This is a genomic window from Streptomyces sp. NPDC055140 (assembly GCF_053607285.1).
In genome coordinates this window covers 527,863-540,114 of the sequence record NZ_JBSGTG010000002.1, presented here as the reverse complement: position 1 = coordinate 540,114, position 12,252 = coordinate 527,863, and the positions used below count along the sequence as shown (strand labels likewise).

Here is a 12,252-nt window from a genome sequence, read left to right as displayed (position 1 = left end):
GCTGGCGGAAGTGAAGTTACGCTGCGCGGACGGCTGTTGACTGGAGGTACGGATGAGACGTCCTGTTGCGTGGAATCTGCAGAATCTGCGGAATCAGCGAGGTCTGCGAAGTCTGCGAAGTCTGCGAAGTCTCTCGGGACTGGCCGTCGCGGCCACGTTGGTGACGGTGGGCGCTGCCGCGCCCCCGGCTTCCCCCGCGTCCGAGGCCCACGACGCGCCCGCGCAGAAGGTGCCGCTCGCCGTCGGCTACGGCGGTGCGGTCTCCAGCGTCGACGCGGACGCGTCCGCCGCCGGCATCGAGGTCCTGCGCAAGGGCGGCAACGCGGTCGACGCCGCCGTCGCCACGGCCGCGGCGCTCGGCGTCACCGAGCCGTACTCCGCGGGCGTCGGCGGGGGTGGCTACTTCGTGTACTACGACGCGAAGACCCGCAAGGTGCACACGATCGACGGCCGCGAGAGGGCCCCGCTCACCGCGGACTCGGGGCTGTTCCTGGAGAACGGCAAGCCGCTCGACTTCAACGACGCGGTGACGAGCGGCCTGAGCGTCGGGACGCCGGGCACGCCCGCCACCTGGCAGACCGCGCTGGACACCTGGGGGAGCGAGCGCCTCGGCTCGGTGCTGCGTCCGGCGCAGAAGCTGGCGCGGGACGGGTTCACGGTCGACGGCACGTTCCGCTCCCAGACCGAGGCGAACCAGGCGCGGTTCAAGGACTTCCCCGCCACGGCCAAGCTGTTCCTGCCGGGCGGCGCGCTCCCCGTCGTCGGCTCCACGTTCAAGAACCCCGATCTCGCGCGCACCTACGAGGAGTTGGCGCACGAAGGCGTCGGCGCCATCTACCGGGGCGACATCGGCGCGGACGTCATACGCACCGTGAACAAGCCGCCCGTGGACCCGGCGTCGGGCCGGGTCGCGCGGCCCGGCAAGCTGTCCGTCAAGGACCTCAAGGCGTACGGGGCGAAGCTTCAGGCCCCGACGCGGACCTCGTACCGCGGGCTCGGTGTCTACTCGATGGCACCGTCGTCCTCGGGCGGTACGACGGTCGGCGAGGCGCTCAACATCCTTGAGCGGACGGACCTCTCGAAGGCCACGCAGGAGCAGTATCTGCACCGCTACATCGAGGCGAGCCGGATCGCGTTCGCGGACCGCGGGCGCTGGGTCGGCGACCCGGGCTTCGAGGACGTGCCGGCGAAGGAGCTGCTCTCGCAGCGGTTCGCCGACTCGCGGGAGTGCCTCATCAAGGACGACGCGGTCCTGACGAGCCCGCTGGCGCCGGGCGACCCGCGGCACCCCGGCACGTGCGGTGAGCCGGGCGACAAGGCCGCCCCGACGACGTTCGAGGGCGAGAACACGACCCATCTGACGGTCGCCGACAAGTGGGGCAACGTCGTCGCGTACACGCTGACGATCGAGTCGACGGGCGGCAGCGGCATCACGGTCCCGGGGCGCGGCTTCCTGCTCAACAACGAGCTCACGGACTTCTCGTTCGCGCCGGCCAACCCGGCGGTCCATGACCCGAATCTGCCGGGGCCGGGCAAGCGCCCGCGCTCGTCGATCTCCCCGACGATCGTGCTCGACCGGCACAGCCGGCCGGTCGTGGCCCTCGGCTCGCCCGGTGGCGCGACGATCATCACGACCGTCCTGCAGACCCTGACCGGCTTCGTCGACCGCGGGCTGCCCCTGGTGGACGCGATCGCCGCGCCCCGCGCCAGCCAGCGCAACGCGGCGGCGACGGAGCTCGAACCGGGCCTGTGGGACTCGCCGGCGAGGGCGCGCCTGGAGGCGCTCGGCCACGTCTTCAAGCAGAACCCGGAGATCGGCGCGGCCACGGGCGTGCAGCGCCTGAAGAACGGCGAGTGGCTCGCGGCGGCCGAGAAGGTGCGGCGCGGCGGCGGCGCGGCGATGGTGGTGAGGCCGGCCTCCGGCGGCTGACCGAACGTGCGGTGAGGGGCCCGTGGGTCCCGCCGGTTGATGTGCGATCGATGTCAACTGGCGGGAGCCGCGGGCCTCTTGGCGTATTCAAGGGGTTGACAGGTACCTGCGGTGGCGCAAGATTTGCTCCCCGAAGGTAAGGAAACTTTCCTAACAGAAGGGTCCCCCACGTGCGTACCCGAACGCTCGCCCTCACTGCCTCCGCCGGAGCCGCGCTGCTCGCGACGGCTCTGCTCCCCACGAACGCCACCGCCCGCGAGAGCGGCCCCCAGCGCGCCCAGGAGGGCACGGTCGGCGCGGCCGACCTGCTCGCCAAGGTCACGTCCTGCTCGCAGATATCTAACGGCAAGTACCGCACCGACGAGGAGACCTCGGCGACCGTGCCGGTCTGCGGCAAGAACGGCGCGGTGTTCTGGAAGTCCGACATGGACATCGACTGCGACGGCCGGATCACCACGCAGTGCAACGCCGACACCGACCCCTGGTTCCAGGACGACACGGCCTTCCACCAGTCCGACGGCAAGCCGCTGAGCGCCGAGAACCTCCCCTACGTCGTCGTGCCCAGCTCCAGCGGCATCTGGAACTACGCCGGAGCCGGCATCAAGGGCGGCGGCGTCGTGGCCGTCATCTACAACAACAAGGTCGAGTACGCGGTGGTCGGCGACACCGGCCCGGACAAGATCATCGGTGAGGCGTCCTACGCCACCGCGAAGGCCCTCGGTATCGACCCGGACCCGGAGACCGGCGGCACGGACTCCGGCGTCACGTACATCGTGTTCAAGAACAACCAGACGTCCCCGATCGAGAGCCACGGCGCGGCGGTGACCCTCGGCGACTCCCTGGCGAAGAAGTTCCTCCAGGACAACTGAGCCGGCGCGGGTGCGTCCCGCTCACAGCGCCGTCAGGATCCGTGGCCCGGCGTCCGTGATGGCCACCGTGTGTTCGGCGTGGGCGGCGCGGGTGCCGTCGCTCGTGCGCAAGGTCCAGCCGTCCGGGGCCGCGTAGTAGTCGTCCATGCCTCCGGCGATCACCATCGGCTCGATCGCGATCACCATGCCGTGCTTGAGGCGCATGCCCCGGCCCGCCCGTCCCTCGTTCGGGACGGGCGGGTCCTCGTGCATCTTGCGGCCGATGCCGTGCCCGCCGAAGCCGTCCGGGATGCCGTATCCCTCCGCCCGGCACACCTTGCCGATGGCGTGGGCGATGTCCCCGATCCTGTTGCCGACGACCGCCGCCGCGATGCCCGCCGCGAGAGCGCGCTCCGCCGTCTCGATGAGGTGTACGTCCTCGGGGCGCGCCGTGCCGACCGTGAAGCTGATCGCCGAGTCCCCGGCCCAGCCGCCCAACTGCGCGCCGAAGTCGGCCGAGAGAAGGTCGCCGTCACGCAGCCGGTACCCGTCGGGGATGCCGTGCACGATCGCGTCGTTCACCGACGCGCACAGGACCGCCGGGAAGGGCGTGGGCGCGAACGAGGGGCGGTAGCCCAGGAAGGGGGAGCTCGCGTCGGCCGCGCGCAGGATGCCGTGTGCCACCGAGTCCAGCTCCAGGAGCGAGACCCCTACGGCCGCCTTCTCGCGAACCGCCGCGAGCGCCTGGGCCACGACCCGGCCCGCTTCCCGCATCTCGTCGATCGATGTGTCTGTCTTGAGTTCCACCATGCCAATTACAATACCGGTATTTGAATGGGGGTTCTGCCAGTAGACTGGACGCATGGTCCGAACCCCCCTGACCCCCGAAGAGCGCGAGCGCGGCGAGCGGCTCGGCCTGTTGCTGCGCGAGGCCCGGCGCGGGCGGAGCATGGTCGAGGTCGCCGCGAGCGCGGGTCTGTCCGCCGAGACGCTCCGCAAGATCGAGACCGGCCGTGCGCCCACCCCCGCCTTCTTCACGGTCGCGGCCCTCGCCCAGACCCTCGGCCTCTCCATGGACGAGATCGTGGCGAGCTGCTCACCGGTGACCGTCTAGCTGCGGCGAGTGAGGACGGTGCCACTCCGGAAAAGCGCCCGTAGCGCCCTCGAAACACGGAGGGTGTTTTCTTCCGAACCGGAAGACTCCACTCTGCGGAGGGATCGGGCGGCGTGTGATGGAAGTGGAACAACTCCCTGACCAGGTGCGGGAGTTCGCGGTGTACCTGCGGAACCTCCTGGCCCGGCTCGACCAGGATGCCGGCTGGTGCGGCATCTTCTGGCAGCGCGACCCCGACGGAATGAGGATCTGCCTCACCGGCGCCGAGGTGCCTCCCTGGGATGTCGTGGAAGCCCTGCTCCAGGATCTGGGCGTCGGCGGGGGGGCCTACGAGGCCGAGGTCGAGGCCGAAGCCGTACGAGCCCGAGCTCTGCACCGCGCCTCGCTCACCGCCTTCGACGCGCGGCCCGGCGGCCGTGACCTGCTCGGCGACCGGCTCGACGTGATGCTCCGCGAGCAGCGATACGCCGCCGAGCGCCAGGTGGAGCTGGCCCAGCTCCTGCACACGGCCGCCACGCGCGAGCAGGCGGAGGCGATGCGCCTCGACCTGGCCTGGGCGCGCGACGACCACGAACGCGCGACGGCCCGCTGCGCGGAGCTCCACCGGAGGATCGCGGGCCTGGACCGCCGGCCACCACCGTCACCCCTGCCCGTACCGCAGCAGAGCCCGCAGCCGGCGCCGCCCGAATCCCCGGAACGCTCCAAACCGCCCAAGGAACGCAAGCGTCGCCCCCGCGGCAGCGCCCGTTTCGCGGGAATGCTCGACGAGGGCGCGCCCCCGGACGACACGCTCCTGCCCACGACCCTCACCGTTGAGGGCCCGTTACGGGACTCCGCCGCGAGCCCCCGCGGTGCCCGGTTCGCCGGAGCCGCCGAAGGGGAGGCGCCGTCGCCGCCCGCCCCGCAGCACCTCGACAGCGAGGCGCGCGCCGCCGTCGCCGCCTGCGCCGAAACCCTCCTGCGGCTGCGCGCCGAGGGCCGCGGCGGGGAGGCGCACGGCGTGCTCGTCGAGGCCGCCCACTGGCCCGCCGCCCGATTCCCGGTGCTCGCCGCCGAGTTGAACCGCGCGGGCCTCGGCGCCGACTGGGCGACCCTGCTCTGGGAGACCGCCTCGCTCCCGGCCGACCTCCTCGTGGCCGCCGCCGACGCGCTCGCCGCCGCGGGACGCACCGCCGACGCCCAGCAGATCCTGCGCCAGGGGGTGGCCCGCCCCGCCACCGAGATCGGCGCGTCCGTGCTCCGGCTCACCGGCGAGGGCCGCCACCGCGAGACCCGCGCGCTCCTCGACGCCTACGTCCGCGTACGCACCCCCGAAGAGGCCGCCCGCAGCGTGCGCGACGACCCGGGCCGCCTCGTCCCGCTGCTCGTCGAGGCGGCGCGCGGTGTGTCCGACGAGCGGTACTGGGACGTGGTGCACGCACTCAGGGTCGCCGGGTTCCACACGTAGTCCGCTCACTCCTCACCCGCACGGGTGCGAAACGTGATCGATTCCGCCGGTTAACGGCGATGGTCTTGGCAAGGCCGCCGGTGAGGCTTACGTTCGTCCCTCTACGGCCTGTGTCTACGGGCGTAGAGGCTCTCTGACGTCCCCCGGCGGGGGCAACAGGCAAAGGAGCGGCACATGGCCCACGTCGTACGCGCCGCGCTGGTCCAGGCGACCTGGACGGGCGACACCGAATCCATGATCACCAAGCATGAGGAACATGCGCGTGAGGCCGCCCGGCAGGGCGCCCGGATCATCGGCTTCCAGGAGGTCTTCAACGCCCCCTACTTCTGTCAGGTGCAGGAGGCCGAGCACTACCGCTGGGCCGAGCCCGTGCCGGACGGGCCGACCGTGACCCGCATGCAGGCGCTGGCCCGCGAGACCGGGATGGTCGTCGTCGTGCCGGTCTTCGAGGTCGAGCAGTCCGGGTTCTACTTCAACACCGCGGCCGTGATCGACGCCGACGGCACGTACCTCGGCAAGTACCGCAAGCACCACATCCCGCAGGTGAAGGGCTTCTGGGAGAAGTACTACTTCAAGCCGGGAAACCTGGGCTGGCCGGTCTTCGAGACCGCTGTCGGCCGTGTCGGCGTCTACATCTGCTACGACCGGCACTTCCCGGAGGGCTGGCGCCAGCTCGGCCTCAACGGCGCCCAGCTCGTGTACAACCCGTCCGCCACGAGCCGCGGCCTTTCGGCTTACCTGTGGCAGCTGGAGCAGCCGGCCGCGGCCGTCGCGAACGAGTACTTCATCGCCGCGATCAACCGCGTCGGTGTGGAGGAGTACGGCGACAACGACTTCTACGGCACGAGCTACTTCGTCGACCCCCGTGGGCAGACCGTGGGCGACGCCGCGAGCGACAAGGGCGAGGAACTCCTCGTAAGGGACCTCGACTTCGGCCTCATCGACGAGGTACGCCAGCAGTGGGCGTTCTACCGGGACCGCCGGCCCGACGCCTATGAAGGGCTGGTGCAGCCATGACCACTGTCACTCGTGAAGGAGCCGACGAAGGGACCCGTGCGACCTTGATGACCCCTGACCTCCACGCCCGTCACCGCGCCGTCCTGCCGGACTGGCTCGCCCTGTACTACGACCGCCCCATCGAGATCACCCACGGCGAGGGCCGCCACGTCTGGGACGCCGCCGGGAACAAGTACCTCGACTTCTTCGGCGGCATCCTGACGACGATGACCGCGCACGCCCTGCCGGAGGTGACCAAGGCGGTCAGCGAACAGGCCGGACGCATCATCCACACCTCGACCCTCTACCTCAACCGGCAGATGGTCGAACTCGCCGAGCGCGTCGCCTCGTTGTCCGGCATCCCGGACGCCCGCGTCTTCTTCACCACCTCCGGCACCGAGGCCAACGACACGGCGCTGCTGCTCGCCACCGCGTACCGCCGCTCGAACCAGATCCTCGCGATGCGCAACAGCTACCACGGCCGGTCCTTCTCCGCCGTCGGCATCACCGGCAACCGAAGCTGGTCCCCGACCAGCCTCTCCCCGCTCCAGACGCTGTACGTCCATGGCGGGGTGCGCAGCCGGGGCCCGTACTCCCATCTGACCGACGCCCAGTTCATCGAGGCGTGCGTCGACGATCTGCGGGACATCCTCGGCCAGACCCGAGGAGTCGCCGCGCTGATCGCCGAACCCATCCAGGGCGTCGGCGGGTTCACCTCGCCGCCCGACGGCCTGTACGCGGCGTTCCGCGAGGTGCTGCGGGAGCACGACATCCTGTGGATCGCCGACGAGGTGCAGACCGGCTGGGGCCGCACCGGCGACCACTTCTGGGGCTGGCAGGCGCACGCGCAGAACGGTCCCCCCGACATCCTGACCTTCGCCAAGGGCATCGGGAACGGCATGTCCATCGGCGGTGTCGTCGCGCGTGCCGAGGTCATGAACTGCCTCGACTCCAACTCCATTTCGACGTTCGGCGGCTCGCCGGTGACGATGGCCGCCGGCCTCGCCAACCTCATCTACCTCCTCGAACACGACCTCCAGGGCAACGCCCGCCGTGTCGGCGGCCTCCTCATCGAGAGGCTGCGGGCCGTCGGCGCCACCGCGGAGTGCGTACGAGAAGTGCGCGGCCGGGGCCTGATGATCGGCGTCGAGCTGGTGAAGCCCGGCACGGACGAGGCCGACCCGGACGCGGCGGCGCGCGTGATCGAGGCGGCCCGCGAGGGCGGACTCCTCGTCGGCAAGGGCGGCGGACACAACACCAGCGTGCTGCGCATCGCGCCACCCCTGACGCTCACCGTCGCCGAGGCGGAGGAGGGCGCGGCCGTCCTGGAGCGGGCCCTGCACAGCGCCTGTTAGCCGAGGCAGCGGGTCTGCCAGCCGAAGGCAGTGCTAAAGAAGGGGCCCCCGATGACCGTCACCGCCGCCGAACAGGCCCTGTCCGTACGGCAGATACTCGCCCTGGAGCGGATCGCGGCGGGGGAGCCCGAGGTGGTCGCGGGGGCCGGTCACCTCGACCGGCCCGTGCGCTGGGTGCACGTCGCCGAGGCCGCCGACGTCGGTGTGATGCTCAGCGGCGGAGAGATGGTCCTCACCACCGGCGTCCTCCTGGCCGGGAACGCCCACGCCAGGACCGAGTACATCAAGTCCCTGCACCGCGCGGAGGCGGCCGCCGTCGTCCTCGGGCTCGGCCGTGCCTTCCCGTCACCGCCCGAGGACATGCGGCGCGCGGCCGAGCGGTACGGCCTGCCGATGGTCGTCCTGCACCGCCCGTTCCCCTTCGCCGAACTCACGGAGGAGGTCCAATCGAGGCTGGTGAGGCGGAAGTTCGCCGCCGTCAGTCTCTCCGAGGGAATCCGCACCGCTCTGACCGGACTCATCACGGCGGGCGCCCCGCTCCAGCAGCTCCTCGACGAGGTCGCCGCGCACAGCGCCTGCCCCGTCGTCGTCGCCAACCTCGCCCACCGTGTCCTCGCCACCGCCGGTGAGCGGTCCGCCGTGGACGACGTGCTGCGCGACTGGGAACGCATCGCGCGCCGGGCGGGCTGCGCCGACGGCGCCGACTGGTACCGCGCCGACCTCGACGGGCGCGGCGAACGCTGGGGAAGCGTCGTGCTGTGCGGCTACCGGGGCGACGGCCCCACCGGACGGCTCCTCGCCGAACGCGCCGCCGAGGCCCTCGTCCTGCACCGCATGCTCGGCGGCGCCGCCCAGACCTGGGAGGAGCAGTCGGCGCAGAGCATCCTCACCGACCTCGTCTCCGGCGTCGTACCGGCCCGCCAGCTCCTGCCCCGGGCCAGGGCCGCCGGGCTCCCCGTCAACCGCCGCACCTTCGCCCCACTCGTCGTCCGCGACAGCGACCCGGCCGAACTCGACCGCGTACTACGCCTGTTGGGGCTGTCGGGGCTCGCTGCCGAACTCGCGGACGGGGCCACCGCCGTCCTGCTCAGCCTCGCCCGCGACCAGGCCGCGGGACCGCTCACCGAGCACTTCGCGGCCCGCCTGCGCACCGGGGCGGGGGAGCGGGCCGTCGTGGCGGCCGCCGAGCCGTGCACCGGCTGGGACGACGTGCCCGCCGGGCTGCGCGAGGCGCTGCACATCGCGCAGGCCGCGGCCGGCACCCCGGACGTCCCGCCCGTCGTGCGCCTGCGCGATGTACGCCTGCGGGGCCTCGTACGGCTCCTGCGCGACGACCCGCACGTCCAGGCCTTCGCCGAACGCGAGCTGGACGGGCTCCTGTACGCCGACGACCCGGGCCTGCTGCCCGTGCTGCGGACCTATCTCGCGACCGGGCGCAACAAGTCGCGCACGGCGCAGCTCCACCACATGAGCCGCCCCGCCCTCTACCGCAGACTGGAGGCCATCGAGTCGCTCCTCGGCCTCGACCTCGACGACTTCGAGCAGGCCGCGTCCGTCCACATCGCCCTCCTCGCCCATGACGCGCAGAGAGGGTGACAGCGTGGAACGCCGTACGGCTCCAGACGTGACACGGTGCAACTCCGGTACGCGGCGCGGACTTCCTAGGCTCACGGCACACCGAGCGACCGGAGGTCCCCGATGAGCACCGTGATCCGCGCCGCGATCTTCCAGACCGCCTGGACGGGCGACAAAGAGTCCATGATCCAGGTCCATGAGCAGGCCGTCCGCGACGCCGCCGCGCAGGGGGCGAAGGTCCTCTGCTTCCAGGAGCTGTTCTACGGCCCGTACTTCTGCCAGGTGCAGGACGCGAAGTTCTACGAGTACGCCGAGGCGATCCCCGACGGCCCCACCGTCCGCCGCTTCCAGGCGCTCGCCGCCGAGCACGGCATCGTCCTCGTGCTGCCCATGTACGAGGAGGAGCAGCCCGGCGTCCTCTACAACACGGCCGCCGTGATCGACGCCGACGGCACCTACCTCGGCAAGTACCGCAAGACCCACATCCCTCAAGTGAAGGGATTCTGGGAGAAGTTCTACTTCCGGCCGGGCAACTCCGGCTGGCCCGTCTTCGACACGGCCGTCGGGAAGATCGGCGTCTACATCTGCTACGACCGGCACTTCCCCGAGGGCTGGCGCGCGCTCGGGCTCGAAGGCGCGCAGATCGTCTTCAACCCGTCGGCGACCTCGCGCGGCCTGTCCGGCTACCTGTGGCAGCTGGAACAGCCGGCGTCCGCCGTCGCGAACGAGTACTTCGTCGGCGCGATCAACCGCGTCGGCCAGGAGGAGTACGGCGACAACGACTTCTACGGGACGAGCTACTTCGTCGACCCGGAGGGCCAGTTCGTCGGGGAGGTCGCCGGGGACAAGGAGCCCGAACTCGTCGTACGGGACCTCGACATGGCCAAGCTGCGCGAGGTCCGCGACCGCTGGCAGTTCTACCGCGACCGCGCGCCGGGCGCGTACACGCCGCTGACCAACCCGTAGGCAGCGTAGACACGGAAGAGGGAGCATGAGCAGCAGCCGTACCGTCATCCGCGGCGGACTCGTCGTCACCGCCGCCGACGAGATCCACGCCGACGTACTCATCGAGGACGGGCGCATCGCCGCCCTCGCCGCAGCGGGCACCGACGCCGCGGGATCCTGGACCGCGGACCGGACGATCGACGCCCGCCAGAAGTACGTCATCCCGGGCGGTGTCGACGCGCACACCCACATGGAGATGCCGTTCGGCGGCACCTTCGCCGCCGACACCTTCGAGACGGGCACCCGGGCGGCGGCCTGGGGCGGCACGACCACCATCGTCGACTTCGCCATCCAGTCCGTCGGGCACACCCTGCGCGAGGGCCTGGACGCCTGGCACGCCAAGGCCGACGGGAACTGCGCGATCGACTACGGCTTCCACATGATCGTCTCCGATGTGCACGACGAGACGCTCAAGGAGATGGACCTGCTCGTCGCCGAGGGGGTCACGTCGTTCAAGCAGTTCATGGCGTACCCCGGCGTCTTCTACTCCGACGACGGGCAGATCCTGCGCGCCATGCAGCGGGCCGGCGAGAACGGCGGCCTCATCATGATGCACGCCGAGAACGGCATCGCGATCGACGTCCTCGTGCAGCAGGCCCTGGAGCGCGGCGAGACCGACCCGCGCTTCCACGGCGAGGTCAGGAAGGCGCTCCTCGAAGCCGAGGCGACGCACCGTGCCATCAAGCTCGCCCAGGTCGCGGGCGCGCCTCTCTACGTGGTGCACGTCTCGGCGCAGGAAGCCCTCGCCGAGATCGCCCGCGCCCGCGACGAGGGCCTGAACGTCTTCGGAGAGACCTGCCCGCAGTACCTCTTCCTCTCCACGGACAACCTCGCCGAGCCGGACTTCGAGGGCGCCAAGTACGTGTGCAGCACGCCCCTGAGGCCCAAGGACCACCAGGCGGCCCTGTGGCGGGGCCTGCGCACGAACGACCTCCAGGTCGTCTCCACCGACCACTGCCCGTTCTGCTTCACCGGGCAGAAGGAGCTGGGCCGCGGCGACTTCTCGAAGATCCCCAACGGCATGCCCGGCGTCGAGAACCGCATGGACCTCCTGCACCAGGCCGTCGTCGACGGACACATCTCGCGCCGCCGCTGGATCGAGATCGCCTGCGCGACCCCGGCCCGCATGTTCGGCCTCTACCCGAAGAAGGGCACCATCGCGCCCGGCGCCGACGCCGACGTCGTCATCTACGACCCGCACGCCGAGCAGGTCGTCTCCGCCGAGACCCACCACATGAACGTCGACTACTCGGCGTACGAGGGAAAGCGGATCACCGGACGCGTCGAGACCGTGCTCTCCCGCGGCGAACTCGTCATCTCCGAGAGGGAGTTCACGGGCCGCGCCGGTCACGGCGTGTACGTCCCTCGCGGCATCACGCAGTACGTCGGCTAGAGGGCCCGTACCGGCGGCGAACGGCAAGGTTCTCGCTCAGGTGGCGCACGGAAGCGCGGTGGAGGAGGTCCTGGTGGCGGTGACGTGGGAGGTCACCGACCCTTGCAGGTTGCCGTCGAGGTCGTAGATCCGTGAGGTACCGGAGCTGCTGAAGTCCGTCCCTTGCTGGACGGCGTCCTGGTTGATCTGGATCCAGCCGGTGGCCGTCCCGTTCTCGTCGGTCAGCGATTCCTTGATCTTGTAGTTGAACTGCTGGGATCCGCTCTGGCTCCAGGTTCCGGTGCTGGTCGCGGTGCCGGACCCGGAGGTGGTTATCAGGCACGCACGACCGGACTTGCCGAAGGAGAGCTGGATCCGGTCGCTCGCTCCGGGGCGGGTGACCGTGCCCGACCAGGTTCCGACGGGAGTGACGCTGCACAGCTGGGCGGCCCCCGCGGAGCCGGTCGTCGCCACCACACTCAGTGCGGCCGCCGTGAGGGTGAGGAAGAGTCGTGTTTTCATGGCGATGAGAATGGCTGATTGGCCTCTAGCGCTGCTGGAGGATCGTCGTAGTGGGCCGCGGCTCGCGGCAGAGCTCCATGCCGGCTCC

11 protein-coding genes are annotated in these 12,252 nt (G+C 71.0%); 9 read left to right on the top strand and 2 right to left on the bottom strand.

The features are described from left to right. Positions 1-52 precede the first annotated feature (52 nt). Together ggt and ACWFR4_RS06230 are read left to right on the top strand one after the other, a co-directional pair. Complete coding sequence (gene ggt / locus ACWFR4_RS06235; protein WP_453651095.1) at positions 53-1,930, top strand: gamma-glutamyltransferase; 1,878 nt, start codon at positions 53-55, stop codon at positions 1,928-1,930. Positions 1,931-2,100: 170 nt separating this feature from the next. Beyond that, positions 2,101-2,799 (top strand): glycoside hydrolase family 75 protein, encoded by a 699-nt coding sequence (locus tag ACWFR4_RS06230; protein WP_453651093.1) that lies wholly within the window; start codon positions 2,101-2,103, stop codon positions 2,797-2,799. Positions 2,800-2,820: 21 nt separating this feature from the next. Here ACWFR4_RS06230 and map read toward each other — a convergent pair whose 3' ends face one another. Beyond that, positions 2,821-3,588, bottom strand: coding sequence for a type I methionyl aminopeptidase (gene map, locus ACWFR4_RS06225; protein ID WP_453458263.1), 768 nt, complete (start codon positions 3,586-3,588; stop codon positions 2,821-2,823). Positions 3,589-3,640: 52 nt separating this feature from the next. On the opposite strand from map, the gene ACWFR4_RS06220 reads away from it, so the two are divergent. The 7 genes from ACWFR4_RS06220 to hydA all read left to right on the top strand — a co-directional run bounded on the left by ACWFR4_RS06220 (position 3,641) and on the right by hydA (position 11,663). Further along, the gene (locus ACWFR4_RS06220) at positions 3,641-3,892 is read left to right on the top strand and encodes a helix-turn-helix domain-containing protein (protein WP_355688694.1); all 252 of its coding nucleotides are present in this window, start codon (positions 3,641-3,643) and stop codon (positions 3,890-3,892) included. Between the two features lie 118 nt (positions 3,893-4,010). Then, on the top strand, positions 4,011-5,339 hold the full coding sequence (locus tag ACWFR4_RS06215; RefSeq protein ID WP_453651419.1) for a hypothetical protein: 1,329 nt from the start codon (positions 4,011-4,013) through the stop codon (positions 5,337-5,339). A gap of 174 nt (positions 5,340-5,513) precedes the next feature. Then, a complete protein-coding gene (locus ACWFR4_RS06210; protein ID WP_453458260.1) occupies positions 5,514-6,356 on the top strand; it encodes a nitrilase-related carbon-nitrogen hydrolase in 843 nt (280 codons plus the stop codon). A gap of 47 nt (positions 6,357-6,403) precedes the next feature. After that, entirely contained in the window at positions 6,404-7,690 is a 1,287-nt protein-coding gene (locus tag ACWFR4_RS06205) for an aspartate aminotransferase family protein (RefSeq protein WP_453458355.1), read from the top strand. A gap of 51 nt (positions 7,691-7,741) precedes the next feature. Beyond that, positions 7,742-9,286 (top strand): PucR family transcriptional regulator, encoded by a 1,545-nt coding sequence (locus ACWFR4_RS06200; protein ID WP_453651091.1) that lies wholly within the window; start codon positions 7,742-7,744, stop codon positions 9,284-9,286. A 102-nt stretch (positions 9,287-9,388) separates the two neighbouring features. Further along, positions 9,389-10,231, top strand: a complete 843-nt coding sequence (locus ACWFR4_RS06195) for a nitrilase-related carbon-nitrogen hydrolase (RefSeq protein ID WP_100591491.1) — start codon at positions 9,389-9,391, stop codon at positions 10,229-10,231. Between the two features lie 25 nt (positions 10,232-10,256). Then, the gene (gene hydA / locus ACWFR4_RS06190) at positions 10,257-11,663 is read left to right on the top strand and encodes a dihydropyrimidinase (RefSeq protein WP_453651089.1); all 1,407 of its coding nucleotides are present in this window, start codon (positions 10,257-10,259) and stop codon (positions 11,661-11,663) included. Positions 11,664-11,699: 36 nt separating this feature from the next. On the opposite strand, the gene ACWFR4_RS06185 is transcribed toward hydA, so the two are convergent. Further along, the gene (locus ACWFR4_RS06185; protein ID WP_453458252.1) at positions 11,700-12,164 is read right to left on the bottom strand and encodes a hypothetical protein; all 465 of its coding nucleotides are present in this window, start codon (positions 12,162-12,164) and stop codon (positions 11,700-11,702) included. Positions 12,165-12,252 lie beyond the last annotated feature (88 nt).

Excerpts from the sequence above, each read along its gene's own strand:
- ACWFR4_RS06220 (WP_355688694.1), top strand. The coding sequence starts at position 3,641 with ATGGTCCGAACCCCCCTGACCCCCGAAGAGCGCGAGCGCGGCGAGCGG.
- ACWFR4_RS06185 (WP_453458252.1), bottom strand. The coding sequence starts at position 12,164 with ATGAAAACACGACTCTTCCTCACCCTCACGGCGGCCGCACTGAGTGTG.
- ACWFR4_RS06200 (WP_453651091.1), top strand. The coding sequence starts at position 7,742 with ATGACCGTCACCGCCGCCGAACAGGCCCTGTCCGTACGGCAGATACTC.
- ACWFR4_RS06195 (WP_100591491.1), top strand. The coding sequence starts at position 9,389 with ATGAGCACCGTGATCCGCGCCGCGATCTTCCAGACCGCCTGGACGGGC.
- hydA (WP_453651089.1), top strand. The coding sequence starts at position 10,257 with ATGAGCAGCAGCCGTACCGTCATCCGCGGCGGACTCGTCGTCACCGCC.
- map (WP_453458263.1), bottom strand. The coding sequence starts at position 3,588 with ATGGTGGAACTCAAGACAGACACATCGATCGACGAGATGCGGGAAGCG.
- ACWFR4_RS06205 (WP_453458355.1), top strand. The coding sequence starts at position 6,404 with ATGACCCCTGACCTCCACGCCCGTCACCGCGCCGTCCTGCCGGACTGG.
- ACWFR4_RS06210 (WP_453458260.1), top strand. The coding sequence starts at position 5,514 with ATGGCCCACGTCGTACGCGCCGCGCTGGTCCAGGCGACCTGGACGGGC.
- ACWFR4_RS06215 (WP_453651419.1), top strand. The coding sequence starts at position 4,011 with ATGGAAGTGGAACAACTCCCTGACCAGGTGCGGGAGTTCGCGGTGTAC.
- ggt (WP_453651095.1), top strand. The coding sequence starts at position 53 with ATGAGACGTCCTGTTGCGTGGAATCTGCAGAATCTGCGGAATCAGCGA.